We start from the raw sequence: 24,753 nt of genomic DNA on the forward strand, positions 1-24,753 counted from the left end.
TGCCTTGGTGTTGGGGAGCGCTTCCAGTCGATCTGTTTCTGCGTGATAAATCACCAACTCATCTTTGGCGACATCAACACCCACGATCGGCTTTGCGACAGAAACCGGCATTGCCATTGAAAATCCTCCGGGCTAAGGTTTGAACACTTGAAGGGTTCACCCAGAGGCGCAGGCTTGTTCCTATCGTCGGTCTAGGCCAGATGCATTCTTTATCGGCGCTTGGGTGAAAGGAGGAGGGGTGAAATCTCCCACGGTCTGTACTGCGGCTAACAGTCAGAATCGAGCTTTGTCCCTCCTCCCCCCTTCAAGTCCTACCATACAAGCGAGCTTGCTCGCGATGACGGCGGCACAATCAATACTTAAGCTCGGGCAGAATCCCTGTCCGAGCTATCCATCAATCAAGCCTGAAACCGCTGCACCGTCGTGCGTAGCGAATTGGCCAGTTGCGATCCACCTCTCGGGCCACTTGCGCCTATTCTTCGGCGGCGCTGGCGATGACCAGGTTGGCAAAAAAAAATCCCCGTATCTTTCGATACGAGGATTTTCAAATATGGTCGGGGTAAGGGGATTCGAACTCCTGACATCCTGCTCCCAAAGCAGGCGCGCTACCGGACTGCGCTATACCCCGGTAAAAAAAAGGCGACCTTCGCAAGTCGCCTTCTCGATCAGCGCTTTTGGCCTCTGATCTTAAGATTCGATTCCAGCGAACTGGTTTCAAAAATGGTGGGTCGTGTGGGATTCGAACCTACGACCAATTGGTTAAAAGCCAACTGCTCTACCAACTGAGCTAACGACCCAAATATGGTCGGGGTAAGGGGATTCGAACTCCTGACATCCTGCTCCCAAAGCAGGCGCGCTACCGGACTGCGCTATACCCCGATTGAAATGGCTCCGTGACCAGGACTCGAACCTGGGACCCAATGATTAACAGTCATTTGCTCTACCGACTGAGCTATCACGGAACTGATATTTCAAGCTACAACATTGAAGCTAGCTTCAACCTCTTCTACCCTTGCGCATCGCTGCGTTCGTGTGTCTGAGGCGCGCTATTCTACAATCTTCAAAACCTCTGTCAACCCCTTAAATTGCTTTCAAGACAATGATTTGCAACTTATTTTGGATTACTTCCCAGTGAGAAGTCGCCCTTGGGGTGACGTACTGCGGGGCGCACTTTACAAGCCTTTTCCTTTGAGTTCAACGGCCTGATGAAAAAAATGGCCTTGCAAGGCAAGGCCATTTCCATCGTCGGCAGAGCCAGCCTTCAGTTGAAGACGATTTCGTCGTTCTCCACCGTACCGGTCACGGTTTCGCCCGGCATGAAGCGACCGGACAGAATCAGCTGCGCCAGCGGGTTTTCGATCCAGCGCTGGATCGCTCGTTTGAGCGGCCGCGCGCCATAGACCGGGTCGTAACCCACCGCGATCAGCTTGTCCAAGGCCTCGTCGCTCAATTGCAGCTTGAGCTCGCGCTCGGTGAGGCGGCTGCGCAGACGACCCAATTGGATCTCGGTAATGCCGGCAATCTGATCCCGGGCCAACGGTTCGAAGATCACCACTTCGTCGACCCGGTTGATGAATTCCGGGCGGAAGTGGGTAGAGATCGCGTCCATCACCGCTGCGCGCTGCGCCTCACGGTCGCCCACCAGCTCTTGGATCTGTGTCGAGCCCAGGTTGGAGGTCATCACGATCACCGTGTTGCGGAAGTCCACCGTGCGTCCGTGGCTGTCGGTCAGGCGGCCATCCTCCAGCACCTGCAGCAGGATATTGAACACATCCGGGTGCGCCTTCTCGACCTCATCGAGCAGGATCACCGAGTACGGCTTGCGACGCACAGCCTCGGTCAGGTAACCGCCCTCTTCATAGCCGACATAACCCGGTGGAGCACCGATCAGCCGTGCCACGGAATGCTTCTCCATGAACTCGGACATGTCGATGCGCACCATGGCCTCTTCCGTGTCGAAGAGGAACTCGGCCAGCGCCTTGCACAGCTCGGTTTTACCGACGCCGGTCGGGCCGAGGAACATGAACGAGCCACTTGGACGATTAGGGTCCGACAACCCGGCGCGGGACCGGCGCACAGCGTTGGAGACCGCCACTACCGCTTCTTCCTGGCCAATCACGCGCTGGTGCAGCAGGCTTTCCATCTTCAGCAGCTTGTCGCGCTCGCCCTCGAGCATTTTCGAGACCGGAATGCCGGTCCACTTGGACACCACCTCGGCGATTTCTTCCTCGGTGACCTTGCTGCGCAGCAACTGGTTTTCGCTCTTGCCGTGCTGGTCGACCATCTGCAGGCTGCGCTCCAGGTCCGGGATCACCCCGTACTGCAGCTCCGCCATGCGGTTGAGGTCGCCTTTGCGGCGAGCCGCTTCCAGTTCCTGGCGAGACTGTTCGATCTTTTGCTGGATCTGCGCCGAGCCCTGGACCTCGGCTTTCTCCGAGTTCCAGATCTCCTCGAGGTCGGAATACTCGCGTTCGTGACGAACGATTTCTTCCTGCAACCTTTCCAGACGTTTCTTCGCCGCTTCGTCGCTTTCTTTCTTCAGGGCCTGGGACTCGACCTTGAGCTGGATCAGGCGCCGTTCCAGGCGATCCAGCACTTCCGGTTTGGAGTCGATCTCCATGCGGATGCGGCTGGCCGCCTCGTCGATCAGGTCGATGGCCTTGTCCGGCAATTGACGGTCGGTGATGTAGCGGTGGCTGAGCTTGGCCGCGGCGATGATCGCGCCGTCGGTGATCGCCACCTTGTGGTGAACTTCATAGCGTTCTTTAAGGCCGCGCAGGATGGCGATGGTGTCTTCTTCGCTCGGTTCCTCCACCAGCACTTTCTGGAAGCGCCGCTCCAGCGCCGCATCCTTCTCTATGTATTGGCGGTACTCGTTGAGCGTGGTCGCGCCGACGCAGTGCAACTCGCCCCGGGCCAACGCAGGCTTGAGCATGTTGCCGGCGTCCATCGAACCCTCGCCCTTGCCCGCACCGACCATAGTGTGCAGTTCGTCGATGAACAGGATGATCTGCCCTTCCTGCTTGGACAGTTCATTGAGCAAAGCCTTGAGCCGTTCTTCGAACTCGCCACGGTACTTGGCACCAGCGATCAAGGCCCCCATGTCCAGGGACAACAGGCGCTTGCCCTTGAGGCCGTCCGGCACTTCGCCGTTGATGATGCGCTGGGCCAGGCCTTCGGCGATGGCGGTTTTACCCACGCCTGGCTCACCGATCAGCACCGGGTTGTTCTTGGTGCGGCGCTGCAGCACCTGGATCGTGCGGCGGATTTCATCGTCGCGACCGATCACCGGGTCGAGCTTGCCCTCCTCGGCGCGCTTGGTCAGGTCGACGGTGTATTTGTCCAACGCCTGGCGTGATTCCTCGTGGTTGGCGTCGTTGACCGCTTCGCCGCCACGCAGGTTGTTGATGGCATTTTCCAGGGCTTTCTTGCTCACCCCTTGGCCGAGCAGCAACTTGCCGAGCTTGCTGTTCTCGTCCATGGCGGCGAGCAGCACCAATTCGCTGGAAATGAACTGGTCGCCCTTCTGCTGGGCCAGGCGGTCGGCCTGGTTGAGCAGTCGCGCCAGATCCTGGGACATGTTCACGTCACCGGTCGGATTCTGGATCTTGGGTAACTGGTCGAGCTCCTTGGCCAGTTCTTTGCGCAGGCTGTTGACGTCAAAGCCGACCTGCATCAACAGGGGCTTGATGGAGCCGCCCTGCTGTTCGAGCATGGCCTGCATCAAATGCGCCGGTTCGATACCGGGATGGTCCAGGCCGACGGCCAGGGACTGGGCATCGGACAGGGCCAATTGTAATTTGCTGGTTAAACGATCAATACGCATGGGTCACCTTCCTTTTGAGCAGGCCGGACCTAAACACATCCTGAATGAAGAAACCTGCCAGATACCCTTATAGATGTGGTCGATTCTGGAAGTTTCAAGCAGCGCAGCCTTGACGCAGATCAGAGCAGTCTAGCGTTCGATCCAGATCAGCGAGGCAAAGCGGCCGGTGCGCGGGTTGCGCCGGTAAGAGAAGAAGCGTGGGTCGTTCACGGTGCAGAGGCCACCACCGTACACCGCGGTGACACCGCGCGCCGCCAGCCGCAAGCGGGCCAACTGATAGATGTCGGCGAGGAATTTGCCGGCATTGGGGCTCGCGGCAAAGGCTTCTACCGCTTCAGGCCGTTGCGCGATGAAGGCTTCACGCACTTCCGGCCCGACTTCGAACGCTTGCGGCCCGATGGCCGGGCCGAGCCAGGCCAGGATCTCATTCGCGGGCACGGCAAGGCTGTCGAGGGTGGCTTCCAGCACACCGTTCGCCAGCCCACGCCAACCGGCATGGGCCGCCGCGACGCGGGTGCCGGCACGGTTGCAGAACAGCACCGGCAGGCAATCGGCGGTCATCGCCGTGCAAGCGATACCCGGCGTGGCGGTCCAACTGGCATCGGCGGTCGCCACCTGGGTCGGGTCAGCCTCGACCACGGCAATGCCGTGGACCTGCTGCAGCCAGGCCGGGGTGATGACGAATCGGTCGATGAGACGACGGCGGTTTTCGGCGACGGCCATGGGGTCGTCGCCCACATGGTCGCCCAGGTTGAGGCTGTCGAACGGCGCCAGGCTGACGCCGCCCTCGCGAGTGGTGACGCAGGCCTTGACCCGGGCCGGCGCGGGCCAGTCGGGCGTCAGCCAGGCACTCATCCGACGAACGCCTCGCGGTCCTGCTTGAGCAACGTCAGCAGCCAGACGAAATCATCCGGCAACGGCGATTCCCAACTCATGCGTTTGCCGGTGGTCGGATGATCCAGTTCAAGGAAACGCGCGTGCAGCGCCTGGCGCGGGAAGTTCTTCAGCGATTCGACCATGGTCTGGCTGGCGGCTGGCGGAATGCGGAAACGACCGCCATAGGCCGGGTCGCCCACCAACGGGAAGTTGATGTGGGCCATGTGCACACGAATCTGGTGGGTACGACCGGTTTCCAGCTTGACCCGCACATGCGTGTGGGAACGGAAACGCTCCAGCACACGATAGTGGCTGACCGCCTGCTTGCCACCTTCCATCACCGCCATGCGCTGGCGCTGCTGGCCGTGACGACCGATCGGGGCGTTGATCTTGCCACCGGCGGTGACGACCCCGATCACGATGCATTCATAGATGCGGCTGACACTGCGGCTTTGCAGCTGTGTGACCAGCTGTGTCTGTGCCTGGATGGTCTTGGCCACCACCATCAGGCCGGTGGTGTCCTTGTCCAGGCGATGCACGATGCCGGCACGGGGCACATTGACGATGTCCGGTACGTGGTGCAGCAAGGCGTTGAGCAGCGTGCCGTCGGCATGACCGGCCGCCGGATGCACCACCAGGCCCGCAGGCTTGTTGATCACCAGGATGTCATCGTCTTCGTAGACGATGTCCAGGGCAATGTCCTGGGCGACCCATTCTCCCTGGGCCTCCTGCTCGGCAGTCAGTTCGAGGATGGCGCCGCCATGGACGATGTCGCGCGGACGAATCACCGCCCCATCCACAGTCAGGCGGCCGTCCTTGATCCAGGCGGAAAGGCGCGAGCGAGAGTGCTCGGCAAAGAGTTGTGCGGCGACTTGATCGAGGCGTTGGCCGCCCAATTCGGACGGCACCTCTGCGCGAAGTTCTATTTTATCGGACATGCTCGGACTGGGCGTCGGCACAGCCTTTGGTTTCGGCTGCGCGCTTGTGGTTAAATACGGCGTCTTTTGCCCCGAGGCTTTCAACGGGGCGCTCATCATAACAGGACGGCCCCGCCCAAGACAGCGGCCGTCATAGGGACGCAAGCCGCCATGCAAGTGAAACACCTGCTGCTGATCGCCATCCTCGCATTGACTGCTGCTTGCTCGTCGAAGGAAGTCGTAGACGAAAACCTGAGCGAAGTCGAACTGTACCAACAGGCGCAGAACGACCTGGATAACAACAGCTATACCAGCGCCACCGCCAAGCTGAAGGCGCTGGAGTCGCGGTATCCGTTCGGTCGCTACGCCGATCAGGCCCAATTGGAGCTGATCTACGCCAACTACAAGAACGCCGAGCCGGAAGCCGCCAAGTCCGCCGCCGAGCGTTTCATTCGTCTGCACCCGCAGCACCCGAACGTCGATTACGCCTATTACCTCAAGGGCCTGACCTCCTTCGATCAGGACGTCGGCCTGCTGGCGCGCTTCCTGCCGCTGGACATGACCAAGCGTGACCCGGGCGCCGCGCGCGACTCCTACAACGAGTTCGCCCAGCTGACCAGCCGCTTCCCCAACAGCCGCTACTCGCCGGACGCCAAGCAGCGCATGATCTACCTGCGCAACCTGCTGGCCTCCTACGAAATCCACGTGGCCGACTACTACCTGACCCGTCAGGCCTATGTCGCCGCCGCCAACCGTGGCCGCTACGTGGTGGAAAACTTCCAGGAAACCCCTTCGGTGGGTGATGGCCTGGCGGTGATGACCGAGGCCTACCAGCGCCTGCACCTGGACGACCTGGCGGCCACCAGCCTGGAAACCCTCAAGCTGAACTACCCGGATCACCCGTCGCTGGTCGATGGCCAGTTCACTCCACGGGTCGACGAAGCGGACAACCGTTCGTGGCTGAGCAAGGCGACCCTGGGCCTGATCGAGTCCCGTCCACCGCTGCCGCCGGGCGAAACCCGCGCCAACCAGGACGTACAGCGCCAGTTCCAGGATGCCAAGGAAGCCATTCCGAACGAACTCAAGCCCAAGGATGAAAATGGCGACGTGATCGAAGAAGAAGAGCCTGAGAAGGAGTCCAGCGACCGTTCCTGGTTCAGCTACATGACCTTCGGCATGTTCGACTGAGGCCAAGGCATCGGTAAAAGGGAGACCCAGCGGTCTCCCTTTTTTGTGCCTGGCTTTTATTGCGCTGTGCGCCGTTCCAGTCCTTGGCTAAACTGCCGGATCATTAGCCGAAAAGCCGCCCATCATGCTTCGTTTACTGTTCTGGATAGCCCTGATTGCCGCCGCTGTATGGTTCTGGCGCAAGTTCAAGGGGGCCTCCTCCGCGCCGAACGCTCCCCGGGAACAGGACGCACCGCCCATGGTGCGCTGCGCCCAATGCGGCGTACACCTGCCCCGTGACCGGGCGCTGGCCCTCGAACAACAATGGTATTGCAGCCAGGCTCACCTCGAGCAAGGCCCGGGCAATCGTGAGCGCTGAGGCCTCAAGCCCACGCGTCAAACAGACGCAGCGCCTGCTGCGTCTCTATCACCTGTACCGCCTGAGCATCGGCATCACCCTGGTGCTGCTGATCTCCAGCAACATGGACAACCACCTGCTGGAGTTCGCCAACGACGACCTGCTGCGCAGCGGCAGCTGGTTGTACCTGGTGCTGAACATCCTGCTGGTGGTGTTCCTTGAGAACACGCGTCGCCCTGCCCGGCTGTTCGGCCTGGCCCTCACCGACGTGCTGTTGCTTTCGTGGCTGTTTTTCGCCGCCGGCGGCGTGCCCAGTGCCATCGGCAACCTGCTCATTGTCTCGGTGGCCATCGGCAACACGCTGCTGCGAGGCCGGATCGGCCTGTTGATCGCGGCCGTTGCCACCCTCGGCATCGTCGGTTCGAGCTTCTTCCTTGGCTTGAGCGACTCGAACCATCCCAGCAGTTACTTGCAGGCCGGTACCCTTGGGGCACTGTGCTTTGCCGCCGCGCTGCTGGTGCAAGGCCTGACCCGACGTTTGGAAGCCAGCGAAACCCTGGCTGAGCAACGGGCCAGCGAAGTGATCGGCCTGGAAGCGCTCAACGCCCTGATCCTGCAACGCATGCGCACCGGCATCCTGGTGCTTGACCGTGAGCGTCGGGTGCAACTGGCCAACGAAAGCGCGCTGAACCTGCTGGGTATGCACGATCTGGTCGGCCAGCAACTCGACGACTACGCCACGGCCTTGGTCGAACGCCTGCAACTATGGCGAAACAACCCCAGCCTGCGCCCGTCCAGCCTGACCGTGACCGGCACGGGCCTGACCCTGCAACCGAGCTTCATCGCCCTGGGGCATCACGATCAACAGCAGGTCCTGGTGTTCCTTGAAGACCTGGCCCAGGTTGCCCAGCAGGCCCAGCAGTTGAAACTCGCTTCCCTCGGGCGCCTCACCGCCGGCATCGCCCATGAAGTCCGCAACCCCTTGGGCGCCATCAGTCACGCGGCGCAATTGCTGCGCGAATCCGAGGAACTGAACGACGCGGATCGGCGTCTGACGCAGATTATTCAAGATCACTCCCAACGAATGAATCGCGTCATTGAAAACGTTCTGCAGCTGTCTCGCCGCCAACAAACCACACCCCAGCGCCTCGACCTGCGCACCTGGCTCGACCCATTCGTCCGGCAGGCCCGCGAAAGCATGTCCGAACACCAGCGCTTGCACCTGAGCATCGACCCTGGGGACTACACCACGCTGATGGACCCCGACCAACTCACCCAGGTACTCGACAACCTGTTGCGCAACGCCTGGCGCCACAGCGCAATGGTCCATGAACAGGCCGAGGCCTGGTTGAAACTTTTCATCGACCCCCACAGCCAGCTGTCGACACTGGACATCATCGACAACGGCCCCGGTGTAACGCCGGAGCAGCAGGCGCATTTGTTCGAACCCTTTTTTACCACCAGTAGCCAGGGCACCGGCCTCGGCCTCTATCTGTCCCGTGAGCTGTGCGAAAGCAATCAAGCCCGCCTAGACTTCAAACCACGCCAAGGCGGCGGTTGCTTTCGCATCACCTTTGCTCACGGACGGAAACAGCTTTGAATAATCGCTCACGGCAACGAATCCTGATCGTCGATGACGAACCGGACATCCGCGAACTCCTGGACATCACCCTGGGCCGGATGAAACTCGACACCCGCAGCGCCAAGAACCTTGCCGAGGCCCAAGCCCTGCTGACGGGGGATGCCTTCGACCTGTGCCTGACCGACATGCGCCTGCCCGATGGCACCGGCCTGGAGCTGGTGCAGCACATCCAGCAACGTTACCCACAGCTGCCCGTGGCGATGATCACCGCCTATGGCAGCCTGGAAACCGCCATCGACGCCCTCAAGGCCGGCGCCTTCGATTTCCTGACCAAGCCGGTCGACCTGGGTCGGCTGCGGGAGCTGGTCACCAGCGCCCTGCGCCTGCCACCCATCGCCACACCGACCAGCACCATCGAACGCTGCCTGCTGGGCGACTCGCCGCCAATGCGCAACGTGCGCAAACAGATCGAAAAGCTCGCCCGCAGCCAGGCACCGGTGTACATCAGTGGGGAATCCGGCTGCGGCAAGGAACTGGTCGCCCGGCTGATCCACGAACAAGGCCCCCGTGCCAACCAGAGCTTTGTCCCGGTCAATTGTGGGGCGATTCCCACGGAACTGATGGAAAGCGAGTTCTTTGGCCACCGCAAAGGCAGCTTCAGCGGCGCCATCGAAGACAAGCCCGGACTGTTCCAGGCCGCCCACGGCGGGACCTTGTTCCTCGATGAAGTGGCCGACCTGCCCCTGGCGATGCAGGTCAAGCTGTTGCGCGCCATCCAGGAAAAGGCCGTGCGCGCCGTGGGCGGCCAGCAGGAAGAAGTGGTGGATGCGCGCATCCTCTGCGCCACCCACAAGGACCTGGACGGCGAAGTGGCCGCCGGGCGCTTTCGCCAGGATCTGTATTACCGGCTGAATGTCATCGAATTGCGCGTCCCGCCCTTGCGCGAACGCCGCGAAGACATCGAACCGCTGGCCAATCACATGCTTCAGCGGCTGGCGGCCAGCACCGGCAGTCCGGCAGTGAAGCTCCATCCCCAGGCCTTGGAAGCCCTTCGTCACTATCGTTTCCCAGGTAATGTGCGGGAACTGGAGAACATGCTCGAGCGCGCCCACACCCTTTGCGAACACCAGCAGATCGAAGCCGAGGACCTGCGCCTGGCCGAGGGCAATGGCAGCACTGAGGCAGGCAACCCCGACTTGATGCAGGTCGACAACTTGGAAGACTACCTCGAAGACGTCGAACGTAAACTCATCCTCCAAGCCCTGGAGGAAACCCGCTGGAACCGCACGGCCGCGGCGCAGCGGTTGAAGTTGTCGTTTCGGTCGATGCGGTATCGGTTGAAGAAACTCGGGTTGGATTGAGCGGGCGTCCGGCGCAGCTCAGCCAATGGCAAGGCCTACACCGAGCTGTGTGGTGAGGGGATTTAGGTCCGTCTAACCCTCCACCGGCACCTGTTTATCCAGCACGCGATTGGCCAACAACTCGCTCAGCTCGATCAGTTGTTGCACTCCCAAGACAATATGCCGTCGCGAGCCTTCGAGTTCGAAGGCCAGGTCGCTGATCGTTGCGTTGGCTGAGGCCAGGGTTTCGCTGAGGTTGGTGAGGAGGCATTCGACGTCTATGCCTTCCACTACGGAGATTTTTTCCGACCATTCCCACAAAGCCTGGTCGGTTGTGAGGGCGGTGTGTATATCCGTTTCTGCGGTTACGGCCGCTGGCGGTTCCGCCCTTACGGCGGCTCACTTTTGAGAAGCGCAAAAGTAAGCAAAACGCTTCTGCCCCACCACTTGGCACCTCGCTTTGGCTCGGTGTGCCCTCACTCCGGCATTGCTCCGTGGGCCGCCGCGAAGGGCCATCCATGGCCCAGCGCGGCTACCTCGGCATCCATGCCGAGGTGCCCACTGCGCAATACCTGCGTTCGGCCAGCGTGGTTAACGGGGCTCCGAGATCAACGTCCTCTGCGAGGCGGCCTGATAGCCGACCTGGTTCTGGGTGATCGCGTTTCTCCTGTGGGAGCGGGCTTGCTCGCGAAGAGGCCGGAGCATTCAACATATTCATCGACTGTGCCATCGCCTTCGCGAGCAAGCTCGCACACATTGGGTCGGTGACGATCTACAGATTTTCGGCCACTGCAAATCCCTCTGGGAGCAAAGCTTGTTCGCGATGGCGGTGGATCAGCTTGCATCAGCGTTGGATGTCCCGCCGTCTTCGCGAGCAAGCTCGCTCCCACAATGGGATCGCACTAGGACCGGAAGACCCAGGTCGGCTATAAGGCCGCCTCGCTTTTGATCTTGATCTGGGGCGCCCCGTTAACCACGATGGCCGAACGCAGGCATTGCGCAGTGGGCATCCCGGCATGGATGCCGGGATAGCCGCGCTGGGCCATGGATGGCCCTTCGCGGCGGCCCACGGAGCAATGCCGGAGTGAGGGCATGCCGAGCCTAAGCGAGGCACCGAGTGGTGGGGCAGAAGCGCTTTGGTTACTTTCGCGCTTTTCGAAAGTGACCCGCTGTAAGAGCGGAACCGCCAGCAGCCGTTACCGCGAAAATGGATATGTACCCAGTCAACAACATCCCCGCCGACTATCAGGCCGCCATCGCGAGCAAGCTCGCTCCCACAATTGGATCTGGGTACAGGTGCAGTATCAAAGCCGGACCTTACAAGCGCCCCGCCGGCGCATACGGCACAGGATCGATCACCGGCTCGCGCCCCAACATCAGATCCGTGAACAACTGACACGACGCCGGCGCCAGCACCAGTCCATTACGATAATGCCCACAGTTCAACCACAACCCGGCAACCCCCGGCACCTCGCCGATATAGGGAACACCTTCAGGCGAGCCAGGCCGCAGCCCCGCCCAATGCCCCACCACCTCGGCACCCGCCAGCGCCGGAATCAGTTGCTGCGCCGAAGCCTTCAGGCTCTCCAATGCAACCTCGGTCGGGGTCTTGTCGAAACCTTCGCGCTCCAGCGTACTGCCAACCAGAATGTGCCCATCACGACGCGGGATCGCATAACGCCCCTTGGCCAGCACCATACTCGACAAGAAATCCGACGCGCATTTGTACAGAATCATCTGGCCCTTGACCGGCTCGACCGGCAACTTCAGCCCTAGCGTCTTGAGCAGCTCACCGCTCCAGGCCCCCGCCGCCAGTACTACCTGATCGCCACGCATCGGTCCCGCCGAACTGTCCACCCCCACGACACGCCCGCCATCACGGATGAACCCGCTGACCTCGCAATGCTCATGAAGCGTGACATTGGGCAACGCCTGCAACGCCGCCTTGAGGGATTTCACCAGCCGAGGGTTGCGCACGTTGGCCACGCCAGCCATGTAGATCGCCCGGGAAAAACCCGCGCCCAGTACCGGCACGGCGTCGTGGACCGTCGAGATATCCACAGCCCGCAGCGGGCGCCCTTCCCGCTCGGCCCAGGCCAGCGCTTCGTCCTGGTCGTCCAGGTCCAGCCAATACAGCCCGGTCACGTGCACTTGTGGATCGATCCCGGTGGCTGCGAACAAACGCTCACCCAGCTGTGGATAAAAATCCTGCGACCAATGGGCCAACGCCGTGACCGCCGGGCTGTAGCGCCATGGGTACAACGGCGAAACGATGCCGCCGCCGGCCCAGGACGATTCCTGGCCGACATTGGAGCGGTCCAGCAGCACCACACGTTGCCCTTCGGACGCCAGATTGAACGCCGTCAGCAGGCCGATGACTCCGCCGCCGACGATCAACACTTGCTGTTGCCTGGTCATGTTCTGATTCGACTCACTAAAACAAAGGGCGCCAACACGCGCCCGAATGAAAGAAACTCAGCGGCCCCAGCAATCCTTGGTTGTCAGCCCCGCAGTGGCGTTGAGCATGCCCCGTGCGCCGGTGTTGTTGAGGGTGAAATCACCGCACTTGTCCGTCGCCATGGACGAGCCGCTCTTGCGTACGGCGGTCAGGGTGAAACTCTGGTCTGCCAGCGTCTGGGTAATGGTGTAGAAATCGTTGCCGCTGCTCAGCCCGGTTGCATTGGTGTAGACGTTGTTCTTCGAGTAGTAGCGCTCGAGGATCTGCGCCTGCTCGGATAAGAGCCCGGCAATTTCAGTGCGTCGGCCCTTCTTCATGTATTCGGTCAGGCTCGGATAGCCGACGGTGATCACAATACCGATGATCGCGATCACGATCATGATTTCGATCAAGGTGAAACCCCGGTTGGTTCTGCGCATGCCTTGCCCTCATTGTATTTGTCGCCACATGATGCGACGGCTGCCGCCCACGGTTTTTTCCAGCAACTCGGTGATGTTGCCGCTGGAGTCGTTGACGATCATGTTGGTGGCCCCGCTGGCGCTGACGACGGCACTCAAGGTCGGGATACCGCCGGTGAAGACCACCCCGCTGGAAATCGTGTCGAGGGTATTGAGCGCACCGTCACCGTTGGTATCGAGCACCGCGTAGTTGAGCATCTTACCGTTGAACGCATCCACTTCGATCAGTTTTCCGGTACCGAAGCTGGCGCATGGGTCGGTGGTGTCCACGGCGGCCGTGGTAAAGACCACGCGCCCGCTCACCAGATTGGCCGGGTTGATCACCCGCTCCCCGGTCAACACGTTGTTGTACACCAGAGGCAGGTACCAGCCCTTTTTCGAAGGATAAGCCACGTCGGTCTGGCTGGTGGTCACGAACTGCCCCGTGGTGCCTGAGAACACCCCGGTGATCGACTGCGCCTGCAGGCTCGACACCGTGATTTGCCCCGCTCCGCCGATGGCGTCCCAGATCGAGTAGAACCCTTGCAGGTCCTTGTTGAGCTTATCTGCCGCTTCGTTGAACTTACCGGTACCGAAAAAAACCTGGGTGCCGCCCTGGGGATTGTCTGCCAGCAGAGGCTGCACGGTGATCGGCTGGGTCGCGCCGCCGGGGGCGGTGAACAACGGCTGGCCGGCGAACGCCAGGCCCCACGCGGTGGGCGAGGTGCCGCTGAGGTCGAATTTCCACATCCGCCCCTTCAAGTCGCCACCGTACGCGGCCTGTACCACATTCTGGGAGTTGACCCGCAACTTGACCGACGACAGGCCGTTATCGGTCTCACTGTTGTTGATGACGATTTTGCGGATCAGCGAACCGTCACGGATATCCACGACGTACAACGCCGCCACGCCGCTGTTGCTGCCATAGCCGTTGGCGATGAACGCCGCCCAGCGACCGTCCGCCAGGCGCGCGACTTCGGGACGTGCGTAGGCATAGCCCAGGTCATTGAAGGCGTTGGCGGTGCTGGCAACGGTTGGCGCGCTGATTTCCCACAGCGCCCGAAACGCATTGCCCGCCGCCGCATCGAACAGTTGCACCGCGAAGAACGTCTTGCCCCCGGCACCCGTGCCGCCCAGGGCCACGGTCTTCCAGGCGCTCCCCGATTGCACGTCGAATACAGCGACCTGTCCATCCACCAGGAACTTGTGGCTCACGCCGTTGATGTAGTTGGTGTCGGCGATGTCCTGCAACGAGGGCAGCACGTTCGAAGGCATGTAGGCGTAACGCCGGGTGCCGTTTGCACTGTTGATGACACTGAAAAAACCATCGTTGCCGTTCACCACCAGGCTGGCGCTCATGTTCGTCGCCTTGGTCGCCAGGTAGGTGCTATAGCTGGTGTCGTTGAGCAGGTCCGCAGCGGTCTGGTCATTGGGCGATGCCAGCACCAGCGGCGAATTGATAATGTCCCCCAGCAACGCGCTGCGCACCTTCAAGCCGGTCTTGTTGACGCCCTTGCTCCACTCCACCAGGTCATTACCGGTGATCCCCGTGGGCAGGTTCTGGCTGAGGCTGGTTTGCTGGGCTGGCGAAAAGTTGCCGTAGGTCAGGGTTATCGGCACGTTGGTCGCGGTGTTCCAGGACTGATAGATCGGTGCCGTGGCGCCGGGCACGATGGCGGTGTCGGTGGTCCATTGCACCGCTGCCGTGTTGACCGTGCCCGCCGAGGTGAAGCCGAACGCCCGGATGGTGCCGCGCCAGTCCTTGGGGTCATACGTGGTCTGGTAATAACTGGAGGTGCTCGACAATGTGGCAGCGTTGGTGGTGCCGCCGCCCCCGGAGCCAGCCTTGGAAGTGATGTCGCTCAAGGCTGACGACAGGGCCGAGTTCAAGCCTTCGCTATCGCTCGCCGGATAATACTTGCCCGCTCCGTAACGGGCAGCATCGGACAACATCTGGTTGGTGACGGCAAAACCCACGGTGTAGGTATTGAGATACTGCCGGGGAAAATCCGTGGTGTTCCAGCTCTTGCCGGTGGCGTCAGTGCCGGTGGAACGCATGTCGATGTCGAAGGCGAACTTGGCGATGTCGTCCAGGTACAGCGTGTCGCCCTCGCCATCACCATTGAGATCGTCGCCATCGTTGTTGATGCCATCCCAATTCGGCAACCGGGCCAAGCCCAGCGGGTCGTTGGTGGGAAACGTCCGGTCATAGGTGGGCAAGCCGTCGGTGATCACCACGCCGAAGTTTTTCTGGCAACGGTACTGGATCGGGCTGGTGTAGGTGGCGGGCGTTCCATTGTAGTAAGGCGCCATCCCCCTGAAATAACGGGTGACCTCGTAGTAGCTCTCGGCCAAGGGGGTATTGGCGACCGCACCCAGGCCGTTGATGGCGCTGATCAGCGCGCTGTAGTTGCTGTTGGCTTGGGTCTGGGTCACGCTGCCGCTGACCGGTGACAGATCGCTGATGGCGCGCGCGATGTAGCCCCCGGGACCGGAGTTGCTGAAATTGGGTGGATTGAACGTGGCGAGGCCGATACGCAGAGCGCGGTTATTGGCGACCAGGTCGTTAGAGACATCCCGTGCGACGTTGATGCGATAGTCATTGGGGATGGTGCCGGTGGTGAAGTCCCGACTCGAGCCGTTGGCCAAGGTCACCAGGTATGCCAGGTATTTCGCGGTGTAACGGGTATCCCCGTTCCCTACCGGGTCCGGCAACCGCAGACAGATCCGCCCGATGCTGGATCGGTAGAAGCCGTACCAACCAGACGAGCAGCCGCCACGCAACAGACTCAACAACAGGATATTCGAGTCGTCCTGGTCCAGCTCATACCTGTCATTGCAATTGCTGCTGGAACTGCATGCAAATGTGCGTGTTTGCGTCGCCGCCGGATCAAACCCCGCCGCCCAGATAATGTTGTTCATGCTCCCCGAATCATCGATCAGCAGCATCACGTTCGGCGTGACGGCGGCCGCACTCAGCAAGGGCGAATCCGAAGGCGTGAACGCATAGGCCGGCGCCGCCAGGTAAAGGCTGAGCAACGCCCCCCACAGCACCTGCCTCCAACCACCGCGCACCTCAGTACTTCGCATAAATGCTCTCCACCACGCTGCGCTGGTTATTCCCCACCACCGCCACCGCTGTGATCCGGTACAACGTCGCCGACGTATTTACCGGCACGTTGACGGCTGTGAGCGTCGTGCCGATGTTCTGCACGCCATAAAACCCACCGGCGGCGGCAACCCAGAGCACCCCCGACGACGAATTGCGCCCAGCCCCCGTCAGCGTCGCCGACTCGGCCGGCGGCGCGCACTGGGTCGTGGTGGTACACACCGGCAATGAGTAGGTTTCGACCTGCACCGCGCTTTCCCCCACCCTCAGCGCCGCCTCGGCCACCTGGAACGACTGGTTGCGCTGCATGACGCTGCTGGTCATTTTTTCCTGGAGGGTGGCGCTCTGCATCGATGACAGACCGATCAGCGTCAGCAGCAACAGGAAGACCAGGCTGACCAGCAATGCCATGCCCCGCTGGCGGTGCACCTGCCCCATCGAAGTCATCTCCTTCATAGCAACCGGTTGCGCAAGGCGGCAACCACATTGAAGGTCTGCTCGCGCACTGCGTTCCTCGGATCAAAAAGCGTCAGGGTCAGGCGCACGCTGCGGATCAGTGCCGGGTCAGGCGGATTGCTCGTATAGCTCGACGCCGCGATATCCGTCGCGCTACCGGCTACGCCAAACGTCACGTCGAACGCCCGCACGTTGTCCACCAGCACCGACAAGGTCGGGTTGCCGGCACCACTGCCCAGCAGCAGTTGGTTGTTGTTGAAGCTGTAGACCAGCCGGCGGATCGGGAAGGCCAACTGCCCCGCCGCCGGTAGCCGCACGTTGGTATAGGCCGTCGCCGAGGTGCGGCAATCGGAGACGACGGTCCAGGTCGGAGCGCTACCGCCACTCCCTACGTCGGCGGTCACCAGGGTCAATCGGCGGTTGGCGTTATCCCAGCGGATCGGGGTGATCTGGCTGGCATTGAAGTCATTGGCGGTGGAAGCATCGGTAATGTTCCCCAGGCAACCGAACATGCCCACCATACGAATCTCCTGGACCATTTTGCTCAGGACGAACCGGGCGTCCTCCTGCATCACCGCCGCCGCACTTTGGCTGATGTAGGTGTTCTTGGCGGCGATGAAAACCTGCACGACACCCAGGATGACGAGCAGGCTGAGCACCAGGGCAATCATCAATTCAATCAGGCCGAATCCCCGGCAACGCCTGTTCATGGTGGCGTCCCTGGCGGATCCACGGCGACGCGGCTGGTGAGTACGAAGCTGCGCCGCGCCTCGGCCGCGTCGGTGGTGTTGGCGGCCCGGGCGTCGTCCCAGGAAATGGTGATGGTGTAGACCCGCTGGTTCAGGGCGATGGTGCCGGTGGCCGTGGCGCCGCCGAAGGCGATGATGTTGGTCTTGAAATCGTAGAGGTCCTGGTCCCGGGCCACGTTGAGGTTCGGCGAGCTGGGCGGTGTGACGGTGTAGTCGGCACCGGAGTTGGCGCGAATGCGGTCCAGCAGGTCGTAGGCGATGAAGCTGGCCTGGCTGGTCATGCGCGAACTGTCGGTGTACTTGAGCGCATTGAGCTGGATCATCGCCGCCCCCAGCAAGCCGACGCCGAGAATCAGCACCGCCACCAGCACCTCGATCAGCGTCATGCCCTCCTGTGCCCTTTTACTGCAATCCTTCATCCGCAACTTCCGCCCAATACGATTCTTCCATTGAGGCAAACACTCAGCGTCCTGCTCTGCGCCCCTCGTACATAATTGAAGCTCACCGGCGTGGCCGGTGCCGATAGCCCACCGAGGTTGTTGAAATCGATGTTGTTCACCTCTGAGGTTAGCGCCAGAGTCGCGCCACTGCTCATCGCTGGAACAACCCGCAATACATTGGCCGGCGTGCCAGTACTGTCATACACCGTCAGTTCGCCGCTCCAGACGCTGCCCTCGGCCGTGGGGCGGATGCGCGTGGTGATACCACGGTCGATCGCCTCCAGCCGGGCAAAGTTCAGCGCCCGACGCAAGTCGTCAACCTCGGTGTCGGCCTTGGTGCTCTGCAGCGCGCCGGTGAATGACGGCACCGCCATGGTAATCAGGATCAACAGCACGCCAAGGGCCACCAGCACCTCGATCAGCGTGAAACCTTTTGTACGAAGATCCATCGGTGCCCTCCGTTGCCGTCGGCTATACCTGCCTCTACACGCTAGAACAAACCACCGCCTGTGGCGAGGGAGCTTGCTCCCGCTCGGGCGCGTAGCGGCCGCTATCTTGGGGCCGCTGCGCAGCCCAGCGGGAGCAAGCTCCCTCGCCACAACATGCTGGCTGCCACACTGAGTGCTTGCACTATCGCACCACTTCACATGCTCCAGGGAGGAGATGTCATGTACCAACAGGGCTTCAGCCTGATCGAACTGCTCATGGGACTGGCAATTGCCGCAATTGTTCTGCCATGGGCCAACGCGGGCTACCAAGAACTGATCGAATCCATCGAGCGCAAGGACACCGCGCAGTTGCTGATCAGCGGGTTACGCAGCGCGCGCAGCGAGGCCATCACGCGCAACCGGACGGTCGTGCTCAGGGGGATAGACAACGATTGGGGCCGGGGCTGGCGCATCACCCTGGACGATAAGGAGAAGACCGTGCTGATGGAGCGCAGCGCCAGCGCCCGGGTGGTCGGCAACCAGCCGGTGAAACACCGGGTGAGGTTCGGCAGCCAAGGGGAAGCCCTGCACCCCAGTGGCGCATTCCAGGCAGGCACACTGCATGTCTGCGCCAGACGCGGGCCGGTCAGCCATCATCAAGTGATACTGGCCCCTTCCGGCCGCGTGCGCCTGGAAAGCATCGAAGCCGAACAGGCGCTGTGCGAAAAGGGAATTAAAGCAAGGAGCGCACGCGCAGCTCTTTCGGCATCGAGAACGTGATGTTCTCCTCGCGCCCGGCCAACTCATCGGCCCCCGTTGCGCCCCAGGCTTGCAGTTGCTGGATCACGCCGCGCACCAGCACTTCCGGAGCCGAAGCACCGGCGGTGATGCCGATACGCTCGATGCCCTCGAACCAGCTGCGTTGCATGTCCTCGGCACCGTCGATCAGGTAAGCGGGCGTGGACATGCGCTCGGCCAGCTCGCGCAGGCGGTTGGAGTTGGAACTGTTCGGGCTGCCGACCACCAGCACCACATCGCATTCGTTGGCCAGTTGCTTGACCGCATCCTGACGGTTCTGGGTGGCGTAGCAGATGTCATCCTTGCGCGGACCGCCGATGGCCGGAAAGCGCGCGCGCAGGGCGTCAATCACACGGCTGGTGTCATCCATGGACAGGGTCGTCTGGGTCACGAACGCCAGGCTATCGGGGTTGCGTACCTGCAAGGCCGCAACGTCAGCCTCGTCTTCGACCAGGTAGATCGCACCGCCGTTGCTGGCATCGTATTGGCCCATGGTGCCTTCGACTTCCGGGTGGCCTTCATGGCCGATCAGGATGCACTCGCGACCGTCACGACTGTAGCGCGCCACTTCGATGTGCACCTTGGTCACCAACGGGCACGTCGCGTCGAACACCTTCAGGCCTCGGCCGGCGGCTTCGCTGCGCACGGCCTGGGAAACCCCGTGGGCACTGAAGATCACGATGACATCGTCCGGCACCTGGTCCAGTTCCTCGACGAAAATGGCCCCGCGGCTGCGCAGGTCCTCGACGACGAATTTGTTGTGGACCACTTCGTGGCGCACGTAGATCGGCGGCCCGAAGACTTCCAGGGCGCGGTTGACGATTTCGATCGCCCGGTCCACACCGGCGCAGAAGCCACGGGGGTTGGCGAGTTTGATTTGCATGCTGTGCCTCGTGTCTTGCGCGCAAGAAATTGAATGCTTGCCTGTTGATCGAGCGAAAGGCCCGAAAACAAGGAGATCCCATGTGGGAGCGAGCTTGCTCGCGATGGCGGCGAGTCAGTCCCCCCTGTATTGAAAGTGACTCCGTCATCGCGAGCAAGCTCGCTCCCACAGTGAATCGGTTGGCAGCAGGAACTGCCTGTTAAATCTCAAACCGCCTTGACCTCAAGGATTTCCACTTCGAAGTTCAAGGTCTTGCCCGCCAGCGGATGGTTGAAGTCCACGGTCACCTGGGTGTCATCGAACGCCTTCACTACACCCGGCAACTCGGTATTGGCCGCGTCGTTGAAGATCACCAGCAGGCCCTCGGACAGCTCCATGTCCTGGAACTGGGAGCGTGGCATGGTCTGCACGTTTTGCGGGTTGGGCTGACCAAAGGCGTTTTCCGGTGACACGACCACGGTGCGCTTGTCGCCGGCCTTGAAACCGAGGATTGCCGCTTCGAAGCCTGGCAGCAGGTTGCCATCACCGACCTTGAACACCGCCGGGGCCTTGTCGAAAGTGCTGTCGACGGTGTCGCCGTTCTCCAGGTGCAGGGCGAAGTGAAGCTTCACTTCGGTGTTTTGAGCGATACGCTGCTCAGTCATGGACGGCTTCTCCGGTTTTCTTGCTCTTGAACATGTCCAGGGCGAGCATCACGGCGCCCACGCTGATGGCACTGTCGGCAAAGTTGAACGCCGGGAAATACCAGCGGTTCTGCCAATGCACCAGGATGAAATCGATGACGTGGCCCAGGGCGATGCGGTCATAGAGATTGCCCAACGCCCCCCCCAGCACCAAGGCCAGCGCCACCGCCAGCCAGGTCTCATTACGTCCCAGGCGCTTGAGCCAGACCACCAGCACGGCACTGACCACGACGGCAATCAGGGCGAACAGCCAGCGCTGCCAGCCGGAACTGTCGGCCAGGAAACTGAACGCCGCCCCGGTGTTGTAGGCCAGGGTCCAGCTGAAGTAATCAGGGATGATCACGATCTGCTGGTACAGGGTCAACGAGCTTTCAAAGTGGAACTTGCTGGCCTGGTCGATGACCAGTACCAGCACGCTCAACCAGAGCCAGCCCAGCCGTCCAAAACGGCCCGCTGCGTTAGGCATAGTGGCGAACCTCGCCAGCACCGCTGATGTTGTCGACGCAACGACCGCAGATTTCCGGATGTTCCGGGTTCACGCCGACGTCTTCGCGGCAGTGCCAGCAACGGGCGCACTTGGTGTGGTTCGACTTGACGATCTTCAGCTTCAGGCCGCTGACTTCGGTGGTCACCGCATCGGCCGGCGCCTGCACCAACGGCGCGACACTGGCAGTGGAGGTGATCAGCACGAAGCGCAGCTCGTTGCCTAGCTTGGCCAGGTCGCCGCTAAGGGCTTCTTCAGCGTAGAGGGTCACTTCGGCCTGCAGGTTGCCACCGACGGCCTTGGCCGCGCGCTGGATCTCCATTTCCTTGTTGACCGCGGTCTTGACCGCCATGATCCGGTCCCAATAGGCACGGTCCAGTTCGAAGCCCTGGGGCAATTCGGTCAGGCCTTCGTACCAGGTGTTGAGCATCACCGACTCGTTACGCTCGCCCGGCAGGTATTGCCACAGCTCGTCGGCGGTGAACGCCAGGATCGGCGCGATCCAGCGCACCAGCGCTTCGCTGATGTGGAACAGCGCGGTCTGGCACGAACGACGGGCCTTGCTGTTGGCGCCGGTGGTGTACTGGCGGTCCTTGATGATGTCGAGGTAGAAACCACCGAGCTCCTGCACGCAGAAGTTGTGGATCTTGGAGTAGACGTTCCAGAAACGGTATTCGCCGTAATGCTCCTGCAATTCGCGTTGCAGCAACAGGGTACGGTCCACGGCCCAACGGTCCAGGGCAAGCATTTCCTCGGCCGGCAGCAGGTCGGTGGCCGGGTTGAAGCCGGTCAGGTTCGAGAGCAGGAAGCGCGCGGTGTTACGGATCCGCCGGTAGGCGTCCGCACTGCGCTGCAGGATCTGCTCGGAAACGGCCATCTCGCCGGAATAGTCGGTGGAGGCCACCCACAGGCGCATGATGTCGGCGCCCAGGGTGTCGTTGACCTTCTGCGGCGCGATCACGTTGCCCAGGGACTTGGACATCTTGCGGCCGGACTCGTCGACGGTGAAGCCGTGGGTCAGCAGTTCGCGGTACGGCGCGTGGTTGTCGATGGCGCAACCGGTCAGCAACGACGAGTGGAACCAGCCACGGTGCTGGTCGGAGCCTTCCAGGTACAGGTCGGCGCGCGGGCCGCTCTCGTGGCCCATCGGGTGCGAACCGCGCAGCACGTGCCAGTGGGTGGTGCCGGAGTCGAACCAGACGTCCAGGGTGTCGCTGATCTTGTCGTACAGCGGTGCTTCGTCGCCCAGCAGCTCGGCGGCATCGAGCTTGAACCAGGCTTCGATGCCTTCGGCTTCGACGCGCTTGGCCACGACTTCCATCAGTTCGACGGTGCGCGGGTGCAACTCGCCGCTTTCCTTGTTCAGGAAGAACGGGATCGGCACGCCCCAGTTGCGCTGGCGGGAGATGCACCAGTCCGGACGATTGGCGATCATCGAGTGCAGGCGTGCCTGGCCCCAGGCCGGTACGAACTGGGTCTCTTCGATGGCCTTGAGCGAACGCTGGCGCAGGGTGTCACCGCTGGTGGGCTGCTTGTCCATGCCGATGAACCACTGCGCGGTGGCACGGTAGATCAGCGGGGTCTTGTGGCGCCAGCAGTGCATGTAGCTGTGTTCGATGACGGTGGTGTGCAGCAGCGCGCCGACTTCGCTCAGCTTGTCGACAATGACCGGGTTGGCTTTCCAGATGAACTGGCCGCCGAAGAACTCCAGCGACGACACGTACACGCCATTGCTCTGCACCGGGTTGAGGATGTCGTCGTTGACCATGCCGTACTTCTTGCAGGTCACGAAGTCGTCGACGCCATAGGCCGGCGCGGAGTGAACCACGCCAGTGCCTGCGCCCAGTTCCACGTAGTCGGCCAAGTACACCGGCGACAGGCGGTCATAGAACGGATGACGGAAATTGATCAGTTCCAGCGCCGAACCCGGGGCGGTGGCGACCACCGAACCTTCGAGGTTGTAGCGGGCCAGGCAGGCTTCGACCAGTTCTTCGGCCAGCACCAGCAGCTTGTCGCCAACGTCCACCAGGGCGTAGGTGAATTCCGGGTGGACGTTCAGCGCCTGGTTGGCCGGGATGGTCCACGGGGTGGTGGTCCAGATCACGATCGACGCCGGCTTGGCCAGCTTGCCCAGGCCGAACGCGGCGGCGAGCTTGTCTTCATCGGCGATCGGGAACGCGACGTCGATGGTCGAGGACTTCTTGTTCTCGTACTCGACTTCCGCCTCGGCCAGGGCCGAACCGCAATCGAAGCACCAGTTCACCGGCTTGAGGCCCTTGAACACGAAACCGCCCTCGACGATTTTCGCCAGGGCGCGGATTTCGCCGGCTTCGTTCTTGAAGTCCATGGTCTTGTACGGGTTGGCAAAGTCACCCAGCACGCCGAGACGAATGAATTCGGACTTCTGCCCTTCGATCTGCTCGGTGGCGTAGGCACGGCACAGCTCGCGTGTCTTGTCCGCGCCCAGGTTCTTGCCGTGGGTCACTTCGACCTTGTGCTCGATCGGCAGGCCATGGCAATCCCAGCCCGGGACATACGGCGCATCAAAACCCGACAGGGTCTTGGAGCGGACGATCATGTCCTTGAGAATCTTGTTCAGCGCGTGACCGATGTGGATGGTGCCGTTGGCGTACGGAGGGCCGTCGTGCAGGACGAACTTCGGACGATCCTTGCCAATTTCGCGCAACTTTCCGTACAGGCCAATGCTGTCCCAACGCTGCAGAATCTGTGGTTCGCGCTGAGGCAGGCCGGCCTTCATTGGGAAGGCGGTGTCCGGAAGGTTTAGCGTGGCTTTATAGTCGGTCATTTAAGGCTCTTCATTAGCGATTGGCGCTGGATGCGACAAGGGCACGGGCGGCGGCGATATCTGCATGGATCGCCGTCTTGAGCGCCTCCAGAGAGGCAAAACGCTGCTCTTCACGCAGCTTATGGTGGAAAACCACCGTCAAACGCCGGTCATACAGATCGCCGGCAAAATCCAGAACATGTACTTCAAGGTGGGCCTTGCCATCGCCCTGGACCGTGGGGCGCACGCCGATGTTGGCGACGCCGGGCCAGGTCTTGCCGTCGATCTCGACACTCACCAGGAACACCCCGGTCAGCGGCACACGACGACGCTTGAGTTGCACGTTGGCCGTCGGCGTGCCCAATTGGCGCGCCAACTTCTGCCCGTGCAGGATCCGCCCGGCAATCCGGTACGGCCGGCCGAGCAAGCGCTCGGCCAATTCGAAATCGGCCGCCGCCAGGGCATTGCGGACCTGGGTGCTGCTGACGCGCAAGCCATCCATCTCGACGGTCTGCGCCGCTTCGACGGTGAACCCCTGGGCGATACCGGCCTGTTGCAGGTAATCGAAATCCCCGGACCGATCACAGCCGAAACGGAAATCATCGCCGACTTCCAGATGCTTCACATCGAGACCATCCACCAGAATGGTATCGACGAATTCGGCGGCACTGAGCTTGCTCAGGCGCTGGTTGAAGGCCAGGCACAGGACCCGGTCGACACCTTCGGCGGCCAGCAGTTGCAGTTTGTCCCGCAGCCGGGCCAGGCGGGCCGGGGCGGTGTCCGGGGCGAAAAACTCCCGTGGCTGCGGCTCGAAAATCACCACGCAGCTGGGCACGCCCAACTCCAGCGCACGCTCGCGCAGTCGCGCCAGGATAGCCTGGTGGCCACGGTGAACACCGTCAAAGTTGCCAATAGTGGCGACGCAGCCCCGATGCTGGGGGCGCAGGTTGTGGAGACCTCGAACCAGCTGCATAACG

Annotated in this window: 20 protein-coding genes, 4 tRNA genes and 2 pseudogenes; 5 read left to right on the forward strand and 21 right to left on the reverse strand. The window is 61.8% G+C overall.

The window, feature by feature from the left end; genetic code table 11:
- The 8 genes and pseudogenes from BLO80_RS30400 to rluD form a co-directional block, all read right to left on the reverse strand.
- Nucleotides 1–117, reverse strand: a pseudogene (locus tag BLO80_RS30400) (IS110 family transposase); the annotation flags it as partial.
- Between the two features lie 434 nt (nt 118–551).
- Nucleotides 552–628: transfer RNA gene (locus tag BLO80_RS26940), tRNA-Pro, on the reverse strand.
- 93 nt (nt 629–721) lie between these two features.
- Nucleotides 722–797 (reverse strand) — tRNA-Lys (locus BLO80_RS26945).
- Between the two features lie 5 nt (nt 798–802).
- Nucleotides 803–879 (reverse strand) — tRNA-Pro (locus BLO80_RS26950).
- Nucleotides 880–886: 7 nt separating this feature from the next.
- A tRNA-Asn gene (locus BLO80_RS26955) sits at nt 887–962 on the reverse strand.
- Nucleotides 963–1,261: 299 nt separating this feature from the next.
- A complete protein-coding gene (clpB, locus tag BLO80_RS26960; RefSeq protein WP_053125348.1) occupies nt 1,262–3,826 on the reverse strand; it encodes an ATP-dependent chaperone ClpB in 2,565 nt (854 codons plus the stop codon).
- Nucleotides 3,827–3,955: 129 nt separating this feature from the next.
- On the reverse strand, nt 3,956–4,681 hold the full coding sequence (gene pgeF, locus BLO80_RS26965) for a peptidoglycan editing factor PgeF (protein WP_092334367.1): 726 nt from the start codon (nt 4,679–4,681) through the stop codon (nt 3,956–3,958).
- Nucleotides 4,678–5,640: a 23S rRNA pseudouridine(1911/1915/1917) synthase RluD gene (gene rluD, locus BLO80_RS26970; protein WP_060740571.1), complete on the reverse strand. Its 963-nt coding sequence runs from the start codon at nt 5,638–5,640 to the stop codon at nt 4,678–4,680. The genes pgeF and rluD overlap by 4 nt, the downstream gene beginning before the upstream one ends.
- A gap of 150 nt (nt 5,641–5,790) precedes the next feature.
- Here rluD and BLO80_RS26975 point away from each other — a divergent pair, with 150 nt between their 5' ends.
- From BLO80_RS26975 to BLO80_RS26990, 4 genes are all read left to right on the forward strand, one after another.
- Nucleotides 5,791–6,807, forward strand: coding sequence for an outer membrane protein assembly factor BamD (locus BLO80_RS26975; RefSeq protein ID WP_092172419.1), 1,017 nt, complete (start codon nt 5,791–5,793; stop codon nt 6,805–6,807).
- A 124-nt stretch (nt 6,808–6,931) separates the two neighbouring features.
- Entirely contained in the window at nt 6,932–7,165 is a 234-nt protein-coding gene (locus tag BLO80_RS26980; RefSeq protein ID WP_092172422.1) for a PP0621 family protein, read from the forward strand.
- Complete coding sequence (locus BLO80_RS26985) at nt 7,155–8,744, forward strand: sensor histidine kinase (protein ID WP_092334369.1); 1,590 nt, start codon at nt 7,155–7,157, stop codon at nt 8,742–8,744. Before BLO80_RS26980 ends, BLO80_RS26985 begins: the two co-directional genes overlap by 11 nt.
- The gene (locus BLO80_RS26990) at nt 8,741–10,087 is read left to right on the forward strand and encodes a sigma-54-dependent transcriptional regulator (RefSeq protein WP_092334371.1); all 1,347 of its coding nucleotides are present in this window, start codon (nt 8,741–8,743) and stop codon (nt 10,085–10,087) included. The genes BLO80_RS26985 and BLO80_RS26990 overlap by 4 nt, the downstream gene beginning before the upstream one ends.
- Nucleotides 10,088–10,159: 72 nt before the next feature.
- Here BLO80_RS26990 and BLO80_RS26995 read toward each other — a convergent pair.
- The 8 genes and pseudogenes from BLO80_RS26995 to BLO80_RS27030 all read right to left on the reverse strand — a co-directional run.
- Nucleotides 10,160–10,360, reverse strand: a pseudogene (locus BLO80_RS26995) (DUF6124 family protein); the annotation flags it as partial.
- 1,023 nt (nt 10,361–11,383) lie between these two features.
- Complete coding sequence (gene thiO, locus BLO80_RS27000) at nt 11,384–12,484, reverse strand: glycine oxidase ThiO (protein ID WP_092333978.1); 1,101 nt, start codon at nt 12,482–12,484, stop codon at nt 11,384–11,386.
- A gap of 57 nt (nt 12,485–12,541) precedes the next feature.
- Complete coding sequence (locus BLO80_RS27005; protein WP_072411914.1) at nt 12,542–12,943, reverse strand: type IV pilin protein; 402 nt, start codon at nt 12,941–12,943, stop codon at nt 12,542–12,544.
- Between the two features lie 9 nt (nt 12,944–12,952).
- Complete coding sequence (locus tag BLO80_RS27010; protein WP_092333976.1) at nt 12,953–16,051, reverse strand: pilus assembly protein; 3,099 nt, start codon at nt 16,049–16,051, stop codon at nt 12,953–12,955.
- Nucleotides 16,038–16,517: a pilus assembly PilX family protein gene (locus BLO80_RS27015; RefSeq protein ID WP_371856646.1), complete on the reverse strand. Its 480-nt coding sequence runs from the start codon at nt 16,515–16,517 to the stop codon at nt 16,038–16,040. The genes BLO80_RS27010 and BLO80_RS27015 overlap by 14 nt, the downstream gene beginning before the upstream one ends.
- 5 nt (nt 16,518–16,522) lie before the next feature.
- Nucleotides 16,523–17,236 (reverse strand): PilW family protein, encoded by a 714-nt coding sequence (locus BLO80_RS27020; protein ID WP_092333974.1) that lies wholly within the window; start codon nt 17,234–17,236, stop codon nt 16,523–16,525.
- Complete coding sequence (gene pilV, locus BLO80_RS27025; RefSeq protein WP_072411909.1) at nt 17,233–17,694, reverse strand: type IV pilus modification protein PilV; 462 nt, start codon at nt 17,692–17,694, stop codon at nt 17,233–17,235. The genes BLO80_RS27020 and pilV overlap by 4 nt, the downstream gene beginning before the upstream one ends.
- Nucleotides 17,691–18,164, reverse strand: a complete 474-nt coding sequence (locus tag BLO80_RS27030; protein WP_092333971.1) for a GspH/FimT family pseudopilin — start codon at nt 18,162–18,164, stop codon at nt 17,691–17,693. Before BLO80_RS27030 ends, pilV begins: the two co-directional genes overlap by 4 nt.
- Nucleotides 18,165–18,383: 219 nt before the next feature.
- On the opposite strand from BLO80_RS27030, the gene BLO80_RS27035 reads away from it, so the two are divergent.
- Nucleotides 18,384–18,923: a GspH/FimT family pseudopilin gene (locus BLO80_RS27035; protein ID WP_092333969.1), complete on the forward strand. Its 540-nt coding sequence runs from the start codon at nt 18,384–18,386 to the stop codon at nt 18,921–18,923.
- Here the strand turns inward: BLO80_RS27035 and ispH are convergent.
- The 5 genes from ispH to ribF all read right to left on the reverse strand — a co-directional run bounded on the left by ispH (nt 18,877) and on the right by ribF (nt 24,749).
- Nucleotides 18,877–19,824 carry a 4-hydroxy-3-methylbut-2-enyl diphosphate reductase gene (gene ispH / locus BLO80_RS27040; protein ID WP_072411904.1) on the reverse strand — a complete coding sequence of 316 codons (948 nt, stop codon included), beginning with the start codon at nt 19,822–19,824 and terminating at the stop codon, nt 18,877–18,879. The genes BLO80_RS27035 and ispH overlap by 47 nt on opposite strands.
- Nucleotides 19,825–20,030: 206 nt before the next feature.
- Nucleotides 20,031–20,468: an FKBP-type peptidyl-prolyl cis-trans isomerase gene (fkpB, locus tag BLO80_RS27045; RefSeq protein ID WP_092333967.1), complete on the reverse strand. Its 438-nt coding sequence runs from the start codon at nt 20,466–20,468 to the stop codon at nt 20,031–20,033.
- Nucleotides 20,461–20,973, reverse strand: a complete 513-nt coding sequence (gene lspA, locus BLO80_RS27050) for a signal peptidase II (protein ID WP_072411900.1) — start codon at nt 20,971–20,973, stop codon at nt 20,461–20,463. The genes fkpB and lspA overlap by 8 nt, the downstream gene beginning before the upstream one ends.
- Entirely contained in the window at nt 20,966–23,797 is a 2,832-nt protein-coding gene (gene ileS, locus BLO80_RS27055) for an isoleucine--tRNA ligase (protein WP_092333965.1), read from the reverse strand. Before ileS ends, lspA begins: the two co-directional genes overlap by 8 nt.
- Before the next feature lie 13 nt (nt 23,798–23,810).
- Nucleotides 23,811–24,749 carry a bifunctional riboflavin kinase/FAD synthetase gene (gene ribF, locus BLO80_RS27060; protein WP_175459559.1) on the reverse strand — a complete coding sequence of 313 codons (939 nt, stop codon included), beginning with the start codon at nt 24,747–24,749 and terminating at the stop codon, nt 23,811–23,813.
- Nucleotides 24,750–24,753 lie beyond the last annotated feature (4 nt).

The organism is Pseudomonas sp. NFACC56-3, from assembly GCF_900100025.1.
Classification (GTDB): domain Bacteria; phylum Pseudomonadota; class Gammaproteobacteria; order Pseudomonadales; family Pseudomonadaceae; genus Aquipseudomonas; species Aquipseudomonas fluorescens_AA.